Consider the following 18,515-nt stretch of genomic DNA (forward strand, 5'->3'; position numbering starts at 1 on the left):
TTTGTGGCGGTCGGGGATGGCCGGCAAGGGTCTGCCGCTTATAATCCGTCCATGTCCAAGATACTGCTGATACGGATGTCGTCCATGGGCGACATCATCCACAACTTTCCGGCCGTGACCGAGCTGCGCCGACATTTCCCCGAAGCGGTCGTCCATTGGGTGGTGGAGGAGGCCTTTGTTGGCCTGGCGGGTTTGCATCCCGGGGTGAACCGCATCGTGCCCTTTGCACTGCGGCGTTGGCGCAAGAAGCTGTGGAACGGCGGCAATCGGGCCGAAATGCGGGCGTTCAGGTCGGCCATTGCCGAGTCGCAATACGATGTGGCCATAGACAGCCAGGGCCTGCTCAAGAGTGCGCTGGTGGGCAAACTCAGCGGAGCCGCCCTGGTGGGCTACACCCGCCACACGGTGCGAGATCCGCTGGCCAGCCTGTTCTACGACCGCCGCTTCGATATACCGGCGGTGCATGTGATAGAGCGCAACCGCATGCTGACAGGGCGGGCGCTGGGCTATGAGCCCGAAGGCAGGCTGGACTACGGCATTGCGCCGCCGCAGCTGAGCCTGGACTGGCAACCGCAGCAGCCTTATGTGGTCTGCCTGTCCGCCACCGCCCGCGACGCCAAGCTGTGGGATGAGGCCAACTGGATTGCGCTGGGCCAGTGGTTGCAGGGCCAGGGCCTGCAACTGGTCTTTCCCTGGGGCAGTGATGTGGAAAAAGCCCGCTCGCAACGCCTGGCGGCCGCCCTGCCTGGCAGCGTGGTGCCGCCCCGCTTCTCGCTGGTGGAGGGGGCGCGCCTGCTGGCCGATGCCCGTGCTGCCATCGGTGTGGATACCGGCCTCATGCACCTGGCCGCTGCTGTGGATACCCCCACGGTGGGCATATTCTGCGATTCCGACCCCCACCACGCGGGTGCCCGTGCCCGTACCTTCTCGCAAAGCCTGGGGGGGGTGCAGCAGCCACCCGGCGTGGCCGAAGTACAAGCCGTGGTCAGCGCGGCCCTGGCGGCCCGATGAGCTGGCTGTGGCGCCTGCTCTACAGCCTGGCCTGGTATCTGGCCCTGCCGCTGGCCTTTGCTTATCTGTGGCGGCGTGGTGCCAGGCAGCCCGAATACCGGCGTGACTGGCCTGAGCGGCTGGGGTTTTACCGGCAGACCGTCACTGGCCCTGTCATCTGGCTGCATGCAGTGTCGGTGGGTGAGACACGGGCGGCACAGGTGCTGGTAAACGCCTTGCGGCAGCGGCATCCCGACCACCGCATCGTGCTGACCCAGATGACGCCTACCGGCCGCGATACGGCCCGACAGTTGTTTGGCGATAGTGTGACCGTGGCCTACCTGCCCTACGATCTGCCTGGTGCGGTGGGGCGCTTTCTGCGGCATTTCCGGCCCCGCTTCGGCGTGCTGATGGAAATGGAGCTATGGCCCAATCTGTTGCACGGCAGCGCCGATGCGGGTGTGCCGCTCTACCTGGTCAATGCCAGGCTGTCGGAAAAATCGCTGCGTGGCTACCAGCGGGTAAGCGGCCTGGTGGGCCCTGCCTTGGCCCGCTTGGCCGGGGTGGCAGCCCAGGGGCCACGCGATGCGGAGCGATTGACCAGCTTGGGGGCGAAGGCCGTGCAGGTGAGCGGCAATATCAAGTTCGATTTTGGGCTGGATAGCGGCCTGACCGAGCTGGGGCTGCAATGGCGGCAGCATATGGGCGAGCGGCCGGTCTGGGCTGCTGCCTGTACCCGCGAAGGCGAGGAGGCGCTGCTGCTGGATGCCCTGGCTCGTCAGCCGTTGCCGGAAGAGGTATTGCTGGTGCTGGTGCCGCGCCACCCGCAACGCTTCGACGAAGTGGCCAACCTGTTGGCGCAGCGCGGCCTGCGCTATCTGCGCCGCAGCCAATGGCAGGGGGATGCCGCCGTGCCGGCCCAAGTACAGGTTTTGCTGGGCGACAGCCTGGGCGAGCTGGCCGCCTATTATGCGGCCGTCGATCTGGCCTTTGTAGGTGGTAGCCTGGTGGACCTGGGCAGCCATAGCGTGATTGAGCCCTGCGCCCAGGGCGTGCCCGTGTTGCTGGGGCCATCCAGCTTCAATTTCGCCGATGCGGTGGCCGAGGCTGTGGCCCTGGGCGCGGCGCAGCAATGTGCCGACGCGGACGCGGTAGTGGCGGGGGTGGCCAGCCTGCTGGCCGCGCCTGCTGCCCGCCAGGGCATGGCTCAGGCGGGCCTGGCTTTTGTGGCCGGGCATCGTGGCGCGGTGGCGCGGGTAATGACACTACTGCCCTGATCCCATTCTGGAGCAGGGATTTTCAGCGTTAACGAGTACATCATGGATCTGATTTTTTTGGGGACCTCTTCGGGCACTCCCACCAAGCAGCGCAACGTCACCGGCCTGGCCTTGCTGGAGGAGACGGGCAGCAACTGGTATCTGGTGGACTGCGGCGAGGCGACCCAGCATCAATTGCTGCATACCGCCCTGTCTGTCCATGACCTGCAGGCCATTCTGATTACCCATGTGCATGGCGATCACTGCTATGGTCTGCCCGGTCTGCTGGCCAGCGCGGCCATGCTGGGGCGCAAGCAGCCCCTGACCATCATTGCGCCAGCCGGTGTCGCGGACTGGATACGCGCCACTCAGCAGCTGACGGCCTTGTTCCTGCCCTATACCCTGCAGTTTCTGTCGGTCGAGGAGCTGGGCAGCTGGCAGCACAACAACTGGACGGTAAGGGCGCTACCGCTGTCGCACCGTGTGCCCTCTTATGCCTACTGTTTTACCGAGACCACGGTAGAGGCCACGCTGGACACCGCCCGCCTGGCTGCCGAGGGCATACCACCCGGCCCGCTGTGGGGGTTGCTGAAGAAGGGCGGTGAGGCGGTGCATGCAGGGCGTACGCTCAAGGGGAATGACTACCTGCTGCCGCCCCGGGCACCCAGGCGCATCGTGGTGGGTGGCGACAATGACAATCCCGATTTGCTGGCCGAGGCCTGCGCGACAGCCCAGGTGCTGGTGCATGAGGCGACCTATACCCAGGATGTGGCCGACAAGGTGGGCGATGTGGGCCATAGCGCCGCCGCCAGGGTGGCTGGTTTTGCCGAAGCTGCCGGCCTGCCCCATCTCGTACTGACCCATTTCAGCGCCCGCTATCAGGCCGATATCAGTGCCTCTCCGTCGATAGACGATATCCGCGCCGAAGCGGCGGCGCAGTACCGTGGCCAGTTATGGTTGGCAGAGGATTTTGCCCGCTATCGCTTGAACAAGGCGGGGCAGTTGAGCCTGGTGGGCTAGTGCCAGCGGTATGGCATCGCGGGTTTTGTTGGCGACGCTTATTCGAAGCTGTTTTTCCGCCGCCGCTTGGCGACCAGTGCGGCGAGGGCATCGCGCAGCGGTGACGGGGGCAGTGATTCGGCGGCGGCGTTGAGTGTGGCCAGGGCTTTGGGGCTGATCACCGGGGTGCGCTTGGGCGCTTTTTGCTGGTGAGGTAGCGGTTCTACTTGAATTCGGCAACGGATTGCGTTAATTTTCAAGCCCTTATCATTCAGCTGCATAATCAGGCGTGTTTCCATCTGCCTGAGTTTGGTGGCTACGGCGGCACTGCGGGTCGCCACCAGCAGGCACTCCCCCTGTATACCCACTACCTCGCTCAGGCCTGCCAGGCCGGCTGGTAGCGCTGCGCGCCATTGGGCGTCGAGTTGGCGTTGTGCTTGTGCCACACGGGCCAGGCGCTGCAGTTCCGGGCTGGAGAGGAAGGTCTGGAAGGTGCGGGTACTCATAGGCTGTATTGTGCACGCTGGCGCAGTGAATCACTATTTTGCCGGTGCAAAATATGGGCACATTGCCCGGCGGGCTGAAGAAAACTGACAAAGGGCCGATAAGCAGGCATGAATATCATTCTGGTTTCCAATCGCCTCTCGCGGGCGGTGACGCTGGGTCCCCGCCACCTGTGGCTGGTAGCGGTGTTCTGTGCGCTGGCATTGCTGGGGTCGCTGACCCTGGCCAGCTGGGCGACGTATAACCTGACCCGTTCCTTCGGCATTACCCTCCCCTCCATCCCTGGCGTACCGGCTTCGCAGCAGGTGCAGATTGATGCGCTGGCGGTGCGGCTGGGCCAGATGCAGGCACAGCTGGTGCGACTTGATGGCCTGACCCGCCAGGTGGCCGACCGTACCGGCATCGATGGCCAGCCTTTCCAGAGCACGGTGGCGGCACCGCAGGGTGGGGCGAGCTCCTCCTTGCCGGCTCGTGACCTGAAGCTGAAGGAGCTGCAGGCCCTGGTGAGCAGCGCCGACAAGCGCATTGAAGACGCCATAGACCAGTACGACCTGTTCAATACCATACTGGTCCAGCGCAAGCTCAACACCTTTCAGGCGCCAGCCAATCTGCCCACCGAGGCGGGTGTCCGGTCTTCGCCCTATGGCTGGCGGCTGGACCCGTTCAACGGGCGCCAGACTTTTCACGAAGGTATTGATTTCGTGGGGGATGTGGGTACGCCCATCATGGCGGCATCGGGCGGCAAGGTTAGCCGTGCCGAGTACCATGGCGAGTATGGTAATATGGTCGAGATAGACCATGGCAACGGTATCAGCAGCCGCTATGCGCATAGCTCGCAACTGCTGGTCAAGGAAGGCGATACGGTCAAGACCGGGCAGCGGATTGCGCTGCTGGGCAGTACCGGACGCTCTACCGGCCCGCATTTGCACTTTGAGATACGCTATAAGGATGTGCCGCAGAATCCGCGGTATTTCCTGCAACTGGCCAAGCCCGCCACGGTCAATGTGGCTGCAGATTGATTGTGCTGTATTGAATCTGTCGTGCCCTGCCCCCATCTGGGTTGGGCGATTCGGCAGCTTCGCTGGAACATGAACTGCACGGCGGATCGGTTTACTCCCGGTCCGCCGTGTTTTTGCGCACCTGCGCGACGACTTTGAACAAGCCTGACCGACAGGCCGCCTGGAAACACGATGATTGCTTCTCTCCTGAAGAAAGTATTCGGTAGCCGCAACGACCGGCTACTCAAGCAGTACGGCGTCAAAGTGCGCCAGATCAACGCACTCGAAAGCCAGATGCAGGCGCTGTCGGATGCCGAGCTGCAGGCCAAGACGCCCGAGTTCAAGGAGCGTCTGGCCAAGGGCGAGACCCTTGATGCCATCCTGCCCGAAGCCTTTGCGGTATGCCGCGAAGCCTCGAAGCGGGTAATGAATATGCGCCACTTCGACGTGCAGCTGATAGGCGGCATGGTGCTGAACGATGGTCGCATCGCAGAAATGCGTACCGGCGAGGGCAAGACCCTGGTCGGCACCCTGCCCACCTACCTCAATGCCTTGACCGGCAAGGGTGTGCATGTGGTGACAGTGAACGACTATCTGGCCGAACGCGATGCCAAGACCATGTCCAAGCTGTACAACTTCCTGGGCCTGACGGTGGGTATCAACCTCAGCCAGCTGGAGCACGACAAGAAGCAGGCGGCCTACGCCGCCGACATCACTTACGGCACCAACAACGAGTACGGTTTTGACTACCTGCGCGACAATATGGTGTTCGCCACCAATGAGCGGGTACAGCGCGGCCTGAACTTCGCCGTGGTCGACGAAGTGGACTCCATCCTGATCGATGAAGCCCGTACCCCACTGATTATCTCGGGTCCGGCCGAAGACAGCATCGAGATCTACAGCCGTATCAACCTGGTGGCCCCCAAGTTGGTCCGCCAGGAGACCGAGGACGGCGAAGGCGATTTCTGGGTGGACGAGAAGGCACACCAGGTACTTTTGTCCGAAGCCGGCCACGAGAAGGCCGAGCAATTGCTGGCCGCCGAAGGCCTGCTGGTGCCGGGCGACAGCCTGTACGCCACTTCCAACATCGGCCTGATGCACCATCTGTACGCCGCCCTGCGGGCCCATGCGCTGTACCACAAGGATCAGCATTACGTGGTGCAGAACGGCGAAGTGGTGATCGTGGACGAATTCACCGGCCGCCTGATGTCAGGTCGCCGCTGGAGCGAAGGTCTGCACCAGGCGGTGGAAGCCAAGGAAGGCGTGGAGATCAACAAGGAGAACCAGACCCTTGCTTCGATCACCTTCCAGAACTATTTCCGCATGTATGCCAAGCTGTCCGGCATGACCGGTACGGCCGATACCGAAGCCTACGAATTCCAGCAGATCTATGGCCTGGAAACCGTCATCATCCCGACCAACCGTCCCATGGTTCGGCGCGATATGAACGACCAGGTGTTCCGCACCGCGCAGGAGAAGTTCAACGCCATCCTGCTCGATATCAAGGATTGCCAGGACAGGGGGCAGCCGGTGCTGGTGGGTACTACCTCCATCGAAAACTCCGAGCTGCTGTCCAAGCAGCTTACCGATGCCGGTTACGCCCACAATGTGCTGAACGCCAAGCAGCATGCGCGTGAAGCCGAGATCATCGTGCAGGCGGGTAGCCCTGGTGTCATCACCATCGCGACCAATATGGCCGGCCGGGGTACCGATATCGTGCTGGGCGGCAATATCGAGCCGCGTATCCGCGCCATTGAAGTGGACGAGGCCCTGAGCGAGGCCGACAAACACCAGGCGGTGGAAAAGCTGCGGGCCGAGTGGCAGCAGCTGCACGACCAGGTGCTGGCCGCTGGCGGCCTGCATATCATCGGTACCGAGCGCCACGAAAGCCGCCGTATCGACAACCAGCTGCGCGGCCGTGCCGGCCGCCAGGGTGACCCAGGCTCCAGCCGCTTCTACCTGAGCATGGAAGACCCCCTGCTGCGCATCTTTGCTGCCGACCGTATCGGCTCGCTGATGCAGCGCCTGAACCTGCCTGAGGGCGAGGCCATCGAGTCGGGCCTGCTGTCGCGCGCCATCGAGAATGCCCAGCGCAAGGTGGAAGGCCGCAACTTCGATATCCGCAAGCAATTGCTGGAATACGATGATGTCGCCAATGAGCAGCGCAAGGCCATTTACGCCCAGCGTAACGAGCTGCTGGAATCGACCGATATTTCCGACACCATTACCAATCTGCGCGAGGGCGTGATCGGTGAGCTGGTGGACCAGTACATGCCGCCTGGCAGCATGGAAGAGCAGTGGGACGCGGCAGGCCTGGAAAAGGCCCTGGCCGAGTTCCAGCTGGATGTGCCAGTGGTGCAGTGGCTGAAGGACGAGACCTCGCTGGAAATCGAAGCGGTGCGCCAGCGCGTGGTCGAGGCGGCGCATGCCACCTACAAGCACAAGGCCGAGACGGTGGGCGTAGAAGTGCTGCGTCACTTCGAGCGTGCCTTGATGTTGCAGATACTGGACCAGCAATGGCGCGAGCATCTGTCCTCGCTGGATCACCTGCGCCAGGGCATACACCTGCGCAGCTATGGCCAGAAGAACCCCAAGCAGGAATACAAGCGCGAATCGTTCGAGCTGTTCGAAGGCTTGCTGATGCGCATACGCCGCGAAGTGGTGCTGCTGGTGATGACCGTGCAGATACGCTCGCAGGCCGATGTGGAAGCGCTGGAGCAGCATGAAGAGCCTGAGATGCAATACCACCATGCCGACTACGACGAAGCCTTGGCCAGCGCCAATGCCGAGCCCAAGGCGGCGGTACCGTCGGTACGCGGTTTCGACAAGATAGGCCGCAACGACCCCTGCCCTTGCGGTTCGGGCCAGAAGTACAAGCACTGCCACGGCAAGCTCGCCTGAGGCCATGTTGCAGCATGAAAAAAGCCGCCTTTCGAGGCGGCTTTTTTCATGGTCTAGGCGGCGCCGGCAAGAGGTGTAGGCTCTTAGCCAAGCTCCTTGAGCAGATTGGCCAACTCCACTGCCGACTTCACGCCCATCTTCTCCAGCACGCGGGCACGGTGGACTTCCACGGTCTTCATGCTGATGTCGAGCTCGTCGGCTATCTGCTTGTTGAGCTTGCCATCGAGGAACAGGGCCATGACCTCCTTCTCGCGCGGGGTCAGTTCGGCCAGCCGGCGTTCAATCTGGCGGCGGCTGTCCCAGGCGGCGCGGCGTTCGGTATCCAGCTGCAGGCAGTTCTCCACCAGGCTGACCAGGGCATTGTCGTCAAACGGCTTCTCCAGGAAATCCACGGCCCCCTGCTTGAGCGCTGCCACGGCCTGGGGCACGTCGCCGTGACCGGTCAGGAATACGGTGGGCGGGGTATAGCCCTTGCCGATCAGGGTCTGGAACAGCTCCATCCCACCCATGCCGGGCATGCGCAGATCCAGCACCAGGCAGGCGAAGCGGCTGGGGTCGCGGTCGGCCAGCAAGGCGGCGGCGGATTCAAAGGAGGCAAGCTGGTGGCCGCGCGAGGCGAACAGCCATTTGAGGGCGTCGCGGATGGCGGCGTCGTCATCGACCAGGGCAATGCGGGGATCTGACGGCATGATGGACTCTCTGCTGGGGTTGTAGGCTTTATAGACGATGCACCAGCGAGGCGTTGGCGGCGCTGGGCTCGGGACGGCGTTCGGTAATGGGCAGGCTGACGATGAAGCGGCTACCGCCATCGGGGCGGGCCTCGACGACCAGACGGCCCTGGTGGTGTTCGACGATGGTGCGGCAGATATTGAGACCCATGCCCATGCCCTCGGCCTTGGTGGTGTAGAAGGGGCGGAACAGCTTCTCTACCTCTTCGGCCGGGATGCCGGGGCCACGGTCCGCTACGATCAGGTCCAGCCATTCACCGCGGCGGTGGGTCTCCACCGTCAACTCGCGGCTTTCCTGCGGGCTGTCGACCATGGCCTCGATGCCATTTTTGCAGAGATTGAACAGCACCTGCTCCAGCATGACCTTGTCGGCATACAGCTCGGTGTCATCTGCCTGCCGCAGCTCCACCAGCCGGACGTAGTAGCGGTTGAGCGGGGCGGCCAGCAGCGACAGCACGGTGTCGAGCAGGTCTCCCACTGCGCAGGCCGAGCGCTTGGGTTCACGCTTTTGTACAAACTCGCGTATGCCACGGATGATGGCGCCGGCCCGCCGTGACTGCTCGGCGATTTTTTCCAGCGCACCGTCGAGTTCGGTCGGGCTGATCTGGCCGCTGCTGACCAGGTTGCGGCAGGCGGTGCTATAGCTGGAGATGGCCGCCAGCGGCTGGTTCAGCTCGTGCGCCAGGCTGGAGGCGATCTCACCCATGGCGATCAGGCGGGCGGTCTGCTGCAACCGCTCGGTCTGTTGCCGCTCGCGGTCGGCAGCTTGCTTGCGTTCGGTGACGTCGGTGGCGATATCGAGCCACACATTGGATTGATCCACCCACAGGGTTTCGCGCCTATGGTGCTGGTACCAGCGGCCCAGGATGGGGTCGTACCATTCGTCGTCCGGTTCGGCATGGCGCAGCGGCAGTGCGCACAGCGGGCCATCGGGCCGATTGAGGCGGAAGGCCTCGCGGAAGGCACGGTTGGACAGCAGCAGCTCGCCATTGCGGCGATCGGTCACCGCCACGGCGGCATCCAGGCCATTGAGCACGGCCACGAAGCGCTCGTGCGAGGCCTTGAGTGCTTCGCGTTCGCGCTTCAGCTCGGTGACGTCGGTCATGGAGGCAACCCAGCCGGTATGGCGACCGTCGCCATCGATCAGCGGGCTGGAGTACAGCCGCACATCAAAGCGTTCGCCACTCTGCCGTTGATAGCGCAGCGAGAAGCCGTTGACCGGGCACTCGCCCCGCAGGATGGCGGCAAACACCTGCTCGCACTGGCTGCGGGCCTCGGCCGGCCAGTAGGGAAACGGCGGGATACCCCCCAGCAACTGCTCAGCATCGAAGCCCACCATGCGGCAGAAGGCCCGGTTGACATGCAGGGTCCGGCCCTCTCGGTCAGTGGCAAAGACCCCGGATACCAGTGAGTCCTCCAGCGCCTGGCGCATGTTCATTTCGCGCAGCATGGCCCGCTCGGCGCTGAGGCGTTCCCGCATATGGCGCTTGAGTACCCATAGCGACCACAGCATCAGGGCCGATAAGCCCGCCAGCACCCAGTAGAGCGCGTGCTGCCAGAACGGCCAGCCAGTCTGGAACACCTTGGCGCGCAGGCGCAGGCCATAGCCGGGCGGGTCGAAGGCGATGTCGTAGGACAGCGGGCCGGCATCGGGCACCGCCTGCTCTGGCCGGGCTGCCAGGGTCTGGCCCTCGATATCGACAAAGCCGATCTGGTAGCGCTTGGCGATCCACCACGGCACATAGGTGCGCAGCAGGCCCTTGAGCGACACCACGGCGACAAACGAGCCCAGCGTGCTGTTGCCCTGTACGGCCGGCACGGCCAGGGCGATGGCCTGGCCCGCACCGGGATAGTCGAACGGCGGGGTGCTGGCGGCCAGGCCGATACGGGCGGAGCGCTGCAAGGGCTCGATGGCGGCAGGGTGCAGCTGCAGCGGTTCCATGGCCTGAGCGGGGTAGCTCCAGATGGCGTCGCCGTACTCGTTGGTGAGGGCGATGGCCAGGATCTCGCTGTTGGCAGCCATGATGGTGCTGGCGCGGCCGTAGAAGGAGCCCTCGCTGAGATCGCCCCGGACATAGTCGTGCGCCAGGGTCTCCAACTGATTCTGCCGGCCCACCAGCTCGCTGCGCAGGGCTTGCTCCTGCCAAAGTACGTCTTCGATCAGCTCATCGTGCTGGCGTTCACGCTCGTTATGGCGGATAAACAGCAGCAAGGCCACGCCGACTGCAAGGAAGCAGATCAGCGCCAGGTTAGGCATGGCCCAGAGCCAGCGATCCGGCCGGGGCAGATGGGATTGGCGTTTCATGTTCCTGTTCAGCAGCGGTGGGCCTTATTGGGTCATGCAGCAAGGGTAGGTTGCCAAGCGGGCCGGGGGCGAGGCGGCCTGAAACACCTGGGCAGGGAGAGGCTCAGCACGAGCCGGGCCGCAGGGGACGCCAGCGCGTGATGGGCTTCTCCTGGTCGCCAGGGAGTGCAGGCGGCGTCTCCGCCGGGTACTAACCTTATGGTGATGCTACGGCGCTGCCGCTTGGGGCTTTCCCTGATAATCGGCAATTGAGCTGACGCAGGGACGTCGATTTCATCTAGATTATCTGAAACTATCCGGAGACATACCATGCGCTTGGCACCCCTGTTGCTCGCCGCTCTATTGGCCGCCACCGGTTTAGCCCATGCCGATGGCCCCATCCTGATCAAATTCAGCCATGTGGTGGCGCCAGATACACCCAAGGGCCGTGCTGCCGAGAAGTTCAAGGAACTGGCCGAGAAGCTGACGGCCGGCAAGGTCAAGGTGCAGGTCTATCCCAATAGCCAGCTTTATAAGGACAGGGAGGAGCTGGAGGCGCTGCAGATCAATGCGGTACAGATGCTGGCGCCGTCCCTGTCCAAGTTCGGCCCCCTGGGCCTGCGCCAGTTTGAGCTGTTCGACCTGCCGTATATCTTCCCCAGTGACAAGGTGCTGTACCGCGTGATGGATGGCGAAATAGGCCAGCGCCTGTTCAAGCAACTGGAGCCCCGTGGCATGGTCGGCCTGGCTTACTGGGATAATGGTTTCAAGCATTTCTCGGCCAACAAGCCCCTGCGCAAGCCCGATGACTTCAAGGGTGTGAAGATGCGGGTGCAATCATCCAAGGTGCTGGAGGCGCAGATGCGGGCGCTGGGCGCCAAACCGCAGGTAATGGCATTCTCAGAGGTGCATAGCGCACTGCAACAGGGCGTGGTGGATGGCACCGAAAACCCCGAGTCGAATTTCTACAGCCAGCGCATGTACGAGGTGCAGACCCACCTGACGCTGTCGCAGCATGGCTATCTGGGCTATGCGGTGGTGGTCAACAAGCGCTTCTGGGATGGCTTGCCGGGAGAAATTCGGCAGCAACTGGGCGAAGCCATGCGCGAGACCACGGTGTTTGAGCGGCAACTGGCCGATCAGGAGAACCGCAAGGCGCTGGAGGCCATCCGCGCTGCCAAGACCACCGAGATCTATTTGCTGCCCACCGCCGACCGTGAAGTGCTGCGCAAGCGCATGCTGCCGGTACATACGCAATTCATGGATGTCATCGGGCGTGATCTGGTGCTGGGCACCTACAAGATTGCCCGCGAGGTGGCGGCCAATCCCTAGCCCGCCAGCTGCGCGCCCGGTTACCCGGCGCTGTGTCCGGGGGGCAGGCATGTCCCGGATGGTGCTATTCCCTTAGGCTGCTAGGCTGCCCATGGCCTGCCAGCCTGTTGCAACACCCGTCAGATAAAACAGGAGACAACACATGACCTCACGCTACGCCAAACTCTGGGCCGCCTCCGCGCTGGCTGCCATCGGGATTGCCCAGGCGGCCTACCCGGAAAAGACCATCACCATGGTGATTCCGTTCGCCGCAGGCGGCCCTACTGATACCGTGGGCCGGCTGTTCGCCCAGTCCATGAGCAATACCCTGAAGCAGCAGGTGATCGTGGAGAACGTGGGGGGGGCTGGTGGCACGCTGGGGGCTGCCCGCGTAGCGCGTTCGGCACCCGATGGCTACACCATCTTTCTGCACCATATCGGCCAATCCACGGCCCCCGCGCTGTATCGCAAGCTCAGCTATGACGCGGTAACCGACTTCGAGCCCATCGGCCTGGTGGCCGACGTGCCCATGACCTTCGTGGCCCGCAAGGATTTCCCAGCCAAGGATCTCAAGGAGCTGCTGGCCTATGTGAAGGCCAACAAGGACAAGGTGACCTATGCCAATGCCGGCCTCGGCTCGGCATCGCACCTGTGTGGCCTGTTGTTCATGAGCGCCTTGCAGACCGACCTGACCACGGTGCCTTACAAGGGTACCGGCCCGGCCATGAACGACCTGCTGGGCGGACAGGTGGATTTCATGTGTGACCAGACCACCAACACCACCGGACAGATCAAGGGCGGCAAGATCAAGGCCTATGGCGTCACCACCAAGACCAAGGTGGAATCCCTGCCGAATCTGCCCACGCTGGATAGCAGCGGCCTGCCCGGCTTTGAAGTGGTGGTATGGCATGGCCTGTACGCACCCAAGGGCACCCCCAAGCCCATAGTCGACAAACTGGTGCAAGCTCTACAGATAGCCGGCCGCGATGCCACCATCAAGCAAAGGCTGGATGACCTGGGCACCGACCCGGCAGCGCAGAACCGCATGACGCCGGAGGCATTGCGCAGCCACCTCAAGGCTGAAATCGACAAATGGGGCCCGGTCATCAAGAAGGCCGGCGTGTACGCTGACTGACAGCCTGGTGTCTGCAGACTGTGTTGATGGGCAGGGCGGCTGGGTTGGCCGCCCTTGCTACGCTGTAACGGCATGAGGAGCACTGCGTGGCATCGACGATACGCAATACCAAGGATTTCTTCAGCGGGCTGCTGTTCACCGCCATAGGCAGTGCCGCCCTGGTGCTGGCCCGCGACTACGAGATGGGTACCCTGCTGCGCATGGGGCCCGGCTATTACCCCAGCGTGCTGGCGGGCGGCTTGCTGCTGGTGGGCCTGATCTGCCTTGTGCGCTCCTTCAGGACCGACGGCACGCCCATAGGCCGGCTGGCCTGGAAACCCATGTTGCTGGTGGTGCTGCCGATAGCCTGCTTCGGCATCCTGATACGCGATGCCGGGTTGGTGCCGGCCATCGTGCTGCTGGTGATGGTCAGCGCCTATGCCAGCGAGCGCTTCAGCTTCAAGGCCACCGTGCCGCTGGCCCTGGGCATGTGTGTGTTCAGTTGGCTGATCTTCATCAAGGGCTTGGGCCTGCCCATGCAGTTACTGGGGCCCTGGTTCGGCTTCTGAACTGCCCGTGTTGCATCGTTACCCTAGCCTGAGAGGCCGCCATGGAGCTGTTGAGTAATCTGGGACTGGGATTCCAGTCTGCGCTGACGGTGCAGAACCTGTTGTACTGCCTGGGCGGTGTTTTTCTGGGCACGCTGATCGGTGTGCTGCCGGGGCTGGGCCCCATCGCCACCATCGCCATGTTGCTGCCGATGACGTTTACCCTGCCGCCGGAATCGTCGCTGATCATGTTGGCCGGTATCTACTATGGCGCTCAGTACGGCGGTTCCACTACCGCCATCCTGGTGAATCTGCCTGGCGAAGCTTCGTCGGTGGTGACGGCGCTGGATGGCCACCAGATGGCACGCAAGGGCCGCGCCGGGGTGGCACTCGCCACGGCGGCAATAGGCTCGTTCGCGGCAGGTACGGTGGCAACCGTGCTGATTGCGGTGGCCGCTCCACCGCTGGCCGAGCTGGCACTCAAGTTCGGCCCTGCCGAGTACGCCTCGCTGATGCTGCTGGGGCTGGTGGCGTCCATCGTGCTGGCGCATGGCTCATTGCTCAAGGCCTTTGGCATGATTTTGCTGGGGCTGCTGCTGGGTACCCTGGGCACCGACGTCAACTCGGGCGAGCAGCGCTTTACCTTTGGCGAGGCACGCCTGGCCGATGGCATAGGTTTCGTGGTGCTGGCCATGGGCATGTTCGGCCTGGGCGAGATCATCCGCAATCTGGAGCACGAATCCACGCGCGAGGCCATGATCAAGCATGTCTCCGGGCTGTGGCCCAGCAAGGCGGATTTCAAGCGCATGCTCTGGCCTATCTTGCGGGGCACCGGCCTCGGTTCACTGCTGGGCATCCTGCCCGGCAACGGGGCCGTGCTGGCGTCGTTCTCTGCCTATTCACTGGAAAAGAAGCTGTCCAAGCATCCCGAGGAATTTGGCCAGGGCGCCATCGAGGGGGTGGCGGGGCCGGAGTCGGCCAATAATGCCGGTGCGCAGACCTCCTTCATCCCCATGCTGACCTTGGGCATTCCTTCCAGCCCGGTCATGGCCTTGATGATAGGCGCCATGATCATCCAGGGCATCAGCCCAGGGCCGGCAGTGATGACCGAACAGCCGCAGTTGTTCTGGGGCTTGATCGCGTCGATGTGGGTGGGCAATTTCTTCCTGATCATCCTCAACCTGCCGCTGATAGGCCTGTGGGTGAAGATGATCTCGGTGCCCTATCACCTGCTCTTCCCCGTGATACTGGTGTTCTGCGCCATTGGGGTATTCAGCGTGAATAACGCTGAATACGATGTCTGGCTGATGGCGGGCTTTGGGGTGGCCGGCTATGTGTTCTCCAAGCTGGAGTGCGAACCGGCGCCCATGCTGATGGCCTTTATCCTGGGGCCCTTGATGGAGGAATACCTACGCCGTGCCCTGTTGTTGTCGCGCGGCGACCCGCTGGTGTTCCTGCAGCGCCCAGGCAGCCTGGTGATGTTGCTGATGGCAGCCGCAGCCATGGCCGTGGTGCTGTTGCCGGCCATACGCAAAAAGCGCGAGGAAGCCTTCCAGGAAGAGGAGTAAGCGAGGGCCTTGCGGCAGTTTGCGCAGCCTAGATATCGGCTTCGTCGTCGCTGGTGTGGGCGCGGGGATGGGCGGCGTCGTAGACGCTGGCCAGATGCTGGAAATCCAGCCGGGTGTAGACCTGGGTGGTGGCGATACTGCTGTGGCCCAGCAGTTCCTGGGTGGCGCGCAAATCCTGGCTGCCTTGCAGGAAGTGGCTGGCGCAGGCGTGGCGCAGGCGGTGGGGGTGGAGGCGGTCGGCCAGGCCCAACTTGGTGGACCATTCCGCCAGCCGCAGCTGCACGGCCCGGGTGCTCATGCGGCGGCCACGCTGGTTGAGAAACAGGGCGGTTTCGCCAGGCTGCACCAGGCTGGCGCGATCCATCAGCCAGTTGTCCAAGGCCTGGCGGGCGTAATCGCCTACCGGTACCTGGCGTGATTTGCCGCCCTTGCCCAGTACCTGCAGCGTCCGCCCTTCGTCGCGAAAATCCGCCAACCCGGCACCGACCAGCTCGGATACCCGCAAGCCGGCCGAGTAGGCCAGTTCGTACATGGCGCGGTCGCGCCGGGCAAGTGGGTCGTCCTCGTCCAGGTTCTCCAGAAAGCCCTGGGCTTCGTCCACGCCGATGGGGCGGGGCAGCTTGCGGGCCGCGCGGGGCGCCTTGATGCCTTCGACCGGGTTGGTGGCAAAGCCCGCTTCACGCACCAGCAGCTTGAACCAGCCACGCCAGGCCGACAGGCGGCGGGCGATGCTGCGATGATCGTGGCCCTGCGATTTCATCCGCCGGACAAAGCCGCGGATTTCACGCGGGGTCAGGTTTTCCATGGCCGTGTCGCCGGCCAGCGCAAGCAGCAGCCGGGCATCTGCCAGGTAGGCAGCCCGGGTGGCGGGCGACTTGCCTTGCTCGCCGGTCAGGTAGCGGTCCAGGCGCTCCAGCGGCGTCATCGGCTGGCCCCGTCGGGCTGGCTGCAGGGTGGCCGGAGCGGCATGGGCTTAATCCAGGCAGCGGCTCAGCGCAGCGGCCGACAGCTCGCCGATGCGGGCCAGGTAAAGCGTGCCCATTTCAGGGTAGAAGCGCTGAGGGTCTTCGCTGGCCAGTACCAGGATGCCAAAGGGAACGCCGTCGTTCTTCAGGGCCACCTGTGCGAACGACTTCAGATGCGGTGCCGATTCACCCAGCCAGGCCATGACTTCATCGGTGACATAAGGGCCGCAATAGGGGGTATTCAGGCTTTGCGCCAAGGTCTTGATATCGTCGCTGGTGGGAGAGAACTCGCTCAGGGTCTCGTCCACCTCGCCGCCCCAGAGGCGCACGGCCAGGTGGGGCACGCGGAAGTTCTCCTGCAGATGGTAGTTGAGCGTGCCCAGCACACCCGCCAGATCGCGCGACTGCAGCAGCGCCACGGTGAGCCTGTGCACCTTGTCGCCTATCTGGTCGTTCTCTTCGCCAAACTGCAGCAGCTCACCCAGCTTGCTTTCCATCAGCTTGTTCCGCTCGCGCAGGGTCAGTATCTGCCGCTCGGCAATGGGGATGGCGCGACCACCATGGGGGTGGGGAATGAAGATCTCCGCCACCAGGTCGGCGTATTCCTCAAAGAACTGGGGATGGGCCTGCAGCCAGGTTGCTACGTCGGTGGATTGGATCGTCATGTCGGGTCTCGGGTAAGGAAGGATTCAGGGCCTTGGCGCTTGCAAGTATTAGGGCGAAAGTCGTCGTATCGCAAGCACCGGCTTAGTGCCTGTGGCTGAACTCAGGTTGTGGCGGGGCGGTAAAGGACTGGGCAGCCCTGCTGCGGCATGTCTGCGCAGCCTGCAGCAGTGGGCTCGCTAATGATTGAATCCAGACCCCTGCCCTTGCGGGTGCCCGTCATGGTTTTGAATGGGTGCAGGTTTTCAGCAACGTAAGTACATAACACGGGCTCAAAGTTCGATCTCACCCTCGAACACCGTGACGGCAGGCCCGGTCATCAGCACAGGCTGGCCCTCGCCTGCCCAACTGATGCTCAGCTCGCCACCCCGGGTGTGTACCCGCACGGTAGAGTCAAGCAAGCCACGGCGTATGCCGCTTACCACGGCGGCACAGGCGCCGGTGCCGCAGGCCAGTGTCTCACCAGCACCTCGCTCGTACACCCGCAGGCGTATCTCGCTACGGCTGGCAATCTGCATGAAACCGGCGTTGACCCGCTCGGGGAATAGCGGATGGTGCTCGATGATGGGCCCCTCTAGCGCCACCGGGGCGTTGTCGACGTTCTCCACGACCTGTACCGCGTGCGGATTGCCCATGGACACCGCGCTGATCTCCACCATACGTGCCGCCACCTTGATGCTGTGGCTGACTGCCTCATGCTCGGCAATAAAAGGGATCTCGGCCGGATTGAAGCGCGGTGCGCCCATGTCCACGGTCACCAGGCCGTTATCCTCCAGCCTGGGGGTGATCAGGCCGCGCGCCGTCTCTACCCGGATGGTGCGCTTGCCGGTAAGGCCTCGATCATGCACGAAGCGGACAAAGCAGCGGGCGCCATTGCCGCATTGTTCCACTTCGCCACCGTCGGCGCCGTTGAAGATGCGGTAGCGGAAATCGGCATCGGGATGGTGGGGATTCTCCACCAGTAGAATCTGGTCGCAGCCCACGCCAAAGTGGCGGTCGCCCAACTGGCGCAGTTGTATGGGGCTCAGTGCCAGGGCCTGGCTGACGCCATCAAGCACGACGAAATCGTTACCCAGGCCCTGCATCTTGGTGAAGCGAAGTTTCATGATGGTTTCCCTTGGGGGTTGCCATGGTTTAACCGTTGCAGCCAGCGTCGTCAACCGGTCGGCGTTTTGAACAGGCTCTCAGGCAGTGGCCAAGCGGGCGTACTCGACCATGATGCAACGATCCATCACTACGGTCAGGCCGGCCGCCTGGGCGCGCAAGGCCGCTGGGTGGTTGATGATGCCTTGCTGTATCCAGATGGCTGGGGCGCCGATGGCAATGGCGCTGTCGACCACGGCATCCACTTCGTTGGCATTGCGGAACACATTGACGAGGCCTATGCGGCCGGGCACGGCTTCCAGGCTGGCGTAGGCGGGCTGGCCCAGCACCTCGGCCAACATGGGCCGGACTGGCACGATGTCAAAACCCCAGGCCTGCATCTGGCGCGAAACGCGATAGCTGGGTCGATCGGGCCGAGGTGACAGGCCTACCACGGCGATGCGGGGGCGGGCCTGCAGCAAGGCCAGCAGTACGGTGTCGGGGGGATTCTGGAACATGGCCTGATGATGCCATAGGCAGGGCCAGCCGGGGATTGGGGCGGCCTGAATTGGCGTCGCTGACAAAACCTTCTGGTGTTGTTGC

The 18,515-nt window shown here is 63.4% G+C and carries 16 protein-coding genes; 9 read left to right on the top strand and 7 right to left on the bottom strand.

Annotated features, from left to right (window positions below):
• Positions 1 to 51 precede the first annotated feature (51 nt).
• Genes waaC through QQK16_RS06875 form a run of 3 tightly spaced genes read left to right on the top strand, consistent with a single transcriptional unit; the run spans position 52 to position 3,266 of the window.
• Positions 52 to 1,011, top strand: coding sequence for a lipopolysaccharide heptosyltransferase I (waaC, locus tag QQK16_RS06865; RefSeq protein WP_284195682.1), 960 nt, complete (start codon positions 52 to 54; stop codon positions 1,009 to 1,011).
• Positions 1,008 to 2,267 (top strand): lipid IV(A) 3-deoxy-D-manno-octulosonic acid transferase, encoded by a 1,260-nt coding sequence (gene waaA, locus QQK16_RS06870; protein WP_284195683.1) that lies wholly within the window; start codon positions 1,008 to 1,010, stop codon positions 2,265 to 2,267. The genes waaC and waaA overlap by 4 nt, the downstream gene beginning before the upstream one ends.
• A gap of 42 nt (positions 2,268 to 2,309) precedes the next feature.
• Positions 2,310 to 3,266: a ribonuclease Z gene (locus QQK16_RS06875; protein WP_284195684.1), complete on the top strand. Its 957-nt coding sequence runs from the start codon at positions 2,310 to 2,312 to the stop codon at positions 3,264 to 3,266.
• A gap of 38 nt (positions 3,267 to 3,304) precedes the next feature.
• Here QQK16_RS06875 and QQK16_RS06880 read toward each other — a convergent pair whose 3' ends face one another.
• Positions 3,305 to 3,751 carry a DUF721 domain-containing protein gene (locus tag QQK16_RS06880; protein ID WP_284195685.1) on the bottom strand — a complete coding sequence of 149 codons (447 nt, stop codon included), beginning with the start codon at positions 3,749 to 3,751 and terminating at the stop codon, positions 3,305 to 3,307.
• A gap of 108 nt (positions 3,752 to 3,859) precedes the next feature.
• Here QQK16_RS06880 and QQK16_RS06885 point away from each other — a divergent pair, with 108 nt between their 5' ends.
• Both QQK16_RS06885 and secA read left to right on the top strand, forming a co-directional pair.
• The gene (locus tag QQK16_RS06885) at positions 3,860 to 4,768 is read left to right on the top strand and encodes a M23 family metallopeptidase (protein ID WP_284195686.1); all 909 of its coding nucleotides are present in this window, start codon (positions 3,860 to 3,862) and stop codon (positions 4,766 to 4,768) included.
• A gap of 171 nt (positions 4,769 to 4,939) precedes the next feature.
• The gene (gene secA / locus QQK16_RS06890) at positions 4,940 to 7,648 is read left to right on the top strand and encodes a preprotein translocase subunit SecA (protein ID WP_284195687.1); all 2,709 of its coding nucleotides are present in this window, start codon (positions 4,940 to 4,942) and stop codon (positions 7,646 to 7,648) included.
• Positions 7,649 to 7,731: 83 nt separating this feature from the next.
• Here the strand turns inward: secA and QQK16_RS06895 are convergent, their stop codons facing one another.
• Together QQK16_RS06895 and QQK16_RS06900 are read right to left on the bottom strand one after the other, a co-directional pair.
• Entirely contained in the window at positions 7,732 to 8,337 is a 606-nt protein-coding gene (locus QQK16_RS06895) for a response regulator transcription factor (protein ID WP_284195688.1), read from the bottom strand.
• A 28-nt stretch (positions 8,338 to 8,365) separates the two neighbouring features.
• Positions 8,366 to 10,681 carry a PAS domain-containing sensor histidine kinase gene (locus QQK16_RS06900; protein ID WP_284195689.1) on the bottom strand — a complete coding sequence of 772 codons (2,316 nt, stop codon included), beginning with the start codon at positions 10,679 to 10,681 and terminating at the stop codon, positions 8,366 to 8,368.
• 309 nt (positions 10,682 to 10,990) lie between these two features.
• Between QQK16_RS06900 and QQK16_RS06905 the strand changes: the two genes are divergently transcribed.
• The 4 genes from QQK16_RS06905 (at position 10,991) to QQK16_RS06920 (ending at position 15,201) form a co-directional block, all read left to right on the top strand.
• A complete protein-coding gene (locus QQK16_RS06905) occupies positions 10,991 to 11,992 on the top strand; it encodes a TRAP transporter substrate-binding protein (protein ID WP_284195690.1) in 1,002 nt (333 codons plus the stop codon).
• Positions 11,993 to 12,134: 142 nt separating this feature from the next.
• Entirely contained in the window at positions 12,135 to 13,106 is a 972-nt protein-coding gene (locus QQK16_RS06910; RefSeq protein ID WP_284195691.1) for a tripartite tricarboxylate transporter substrate binding protein BugD, read from the top strand.
• 86 nt (positions 13,107 to 13,192) lie between these two features.
• Positions 13,193 to 13,654 carry a tripartite tricarboxylate transporter TctB family protein gene (locus tag QQK16_RS06915; RefSeq protein ID WP_284195692.1) on the top strand — a complete coding sequence of 154 codons (462 nt, stop codon included), beginning with the start codon at positions 13,193 to 13,195 and terminating at the stop codon, positions 13,652 to 13,654.
• Positions 13,655 to 13,695: 41 nt separating this feature from the next.
• On the top strand, positions 13,696 to 15,201 hold the full coding sequence (locus QQK16_RS06920) for a tripartite tricarboxylate transporter permease (RefSeq protein WP_284195693.1): 1,506 nt from the start codon (positions 13,696 to 13,698) through the stop codon (positions 15,199 to 15,201).
• Positions 15,202 to 15,229: 28 nt separating this feature from the next.
• Here QQK16_RS06920 and QQK16_RS06925 read toward each other — a convergent pair whose 3' ends face one another.
• From QQK16_RS06925 to QQK16_RS06940, 4 genes are all read right to left on the bottom strand, one after another.
• Complete coding sequence (locus tag QQK16_RS06925) at positions 15,230 to 16,126, bottom strand: tyrosine recombinase XerC (RefSeq protein ID WP_284195694.1); 897 nt, start codon at positions 16,124 to 16,126, stop codon at positions 15,230 to 15,232.
• Positions 16,127 to 16,174: 48 nt separating this feature from the next.
• Positions 16,175 to 16,831, bottom strand: a complete 657-nt coding sequence (locus QQK16_RS06930) for a DUF484 family protein (protein WP_284195695.1) — start codon at positions 16,829 to 16,831, stop codon at positions 16,175 to 16,177.
• 270 nt (positions 16,832 to 17,101) lie between these two features.
• Positions 17,102 to 17,935: a diaminopimelate epimerase gene (gene dapF, locus QQK16_RS06935; protein ID WP_284195696.1), complete on the bottom strand. Its 834-nt coding sequence runs from the start codon at positions 17,933 to 17,935 to the stop codon at positions 17,102 to 17,104.
• Between the two features lie 78 nt (positions 17,936 to 18,013).
• On the bottom strand, positions 18,014 to 18,430 hold the full coding sequence (locus tag QQK16_RS06940) for a CoA-binding protein (RefSeq protein WP_284195697.1): 417 nt from the start codon (positions 18,428 to 18,430) through the stop codon (positions 18,014 to 18,016).
• Between the last annotated feature and the right edge of the window lie 85 nt (positions 18,431 to 18,515).

The sequence above is a fragment of the Chitinimonas prasina genome, from assembly GCF_030160395.1.
Taxonomy (GTDB): Bacteria; Pseudomonadota; Gammaproteobacteria; order Burkholderiales; family Chitinimonadaceae; genus Chitinimonas; species Chitinimonas prasina.

What these genes read in the sequence shown, in the direction of transcription:
- QQK16_RS06940 (WP_284195697.1), bottom strand. Translation starts at nt 18,430, where the DNA reads ATGTTCCAGAATCCCCCCGACACCGTACTGCTGGCCTTGCTGCAGGCC.
- QQK16_RS06920 (WP_284195693.1), top strand. Translation starts at nt 13,696, where the DNA reads ATGGAGCTGTTGAGTAATCTGGGACTGGGATTCCAGTCTGCGCTGACG.
- dapF (WP_284195696.1), bottom strand. Translation starts at nt 17,935, where the DNA reads ATGAAACTTCGCTTCACCAAGATGCAGGGCCTGGGTAACGATTTCGTC.
- QQK16_RS06895 (WP_284195688.1), bottom strand. Translation starts at nt 8,337, where the DNA reads ATGCCGTCAGATCCCCGCATTGCCCTGGTCGATGACGACGCCGCCATC.
- waaA (WP_284195683.1), top strand. Translation starts at nt 1,008, where the DNA reads ATGAGCTGGCTGTGGCGCCTGCTCTACAGCCTGGCCTGGTATCTGGCC.
- QQK16_RS06910 (WP_284195691.1), top strand. Translation starts at nt 12,135, where the DNA reads ATGACCTCACGCTACGCCAAACTCTGGGCCGCCTCCGCGCTGGCTGCC.
- QQK16_RS06930 (WP_284195695.1), bottom strand. Translation starts at nt 16,831, where the DNA reads ATGACGATCCAATCCACCGACGTAGCAACCTGGCTGCAGGCCCATCCC.
- QQK16_RS06885 (WP_284195686.1), top strand. Translation starts at nt 3,860, where the DNA reads ATGAATATCATTCTGGTTTCCAATCGCCTCTCGCGGGCGGTGACGCTG.
- QQK16_RS06900 (WP_284195689.1), bottom strand. Translation starts at nt 10,681, where the DNA reads ATGAAACGCCAATCCCATCTGCCCCGGCCGGATCGCTGGCTCTGGGCC.
- QQK16_RS06880 (WP_284195685.1), bottom strand. Translation starts at nt 3,751, where the DNA reads ATGAGTACCCGCACCTTCCAGACCTTCCTCTCCAGCCCGGAACTGCAG.
- waaC (WP_284195682.1), top strand. Translation starts at nt 52, where the DNA reads ATGTCCAAGATACTGCTGATACGGATGTCGTCCATGGGCGACATCATC.
- secA (WP_284195687.1), top strand. Translation starts at nt 4,940, where the DNA reads ATGATTGCTTCTCTCCTGAAGAAAGTATTCGGTAGCCGCAACGACCGG.
- QQK16_RS06905 (WP_284195690.1), top strand. Translation starts at nt 10,991, where the DNA reads ATGCGCTTGGCACCCCTGTTGCTCGCCGCTCTATTGGCCGCCACCGGT.
- QQK16_RS06875 (WP_284195684.1), top strand. Translation starts at nt 2,310, where the DNA reads ATGGATCTGATTTTTTTGGGGACCTCTTCGGGCACTCCCACCAAGCAG.
- QQK16_RS06925 (WP_284195694.1), bottom strand. Translation starts at nt 16,126, where the DNA reads ATGACGCCGCTGGAGCGCCTGGACCGCTACCTGACCGGCGAGCAAGGC.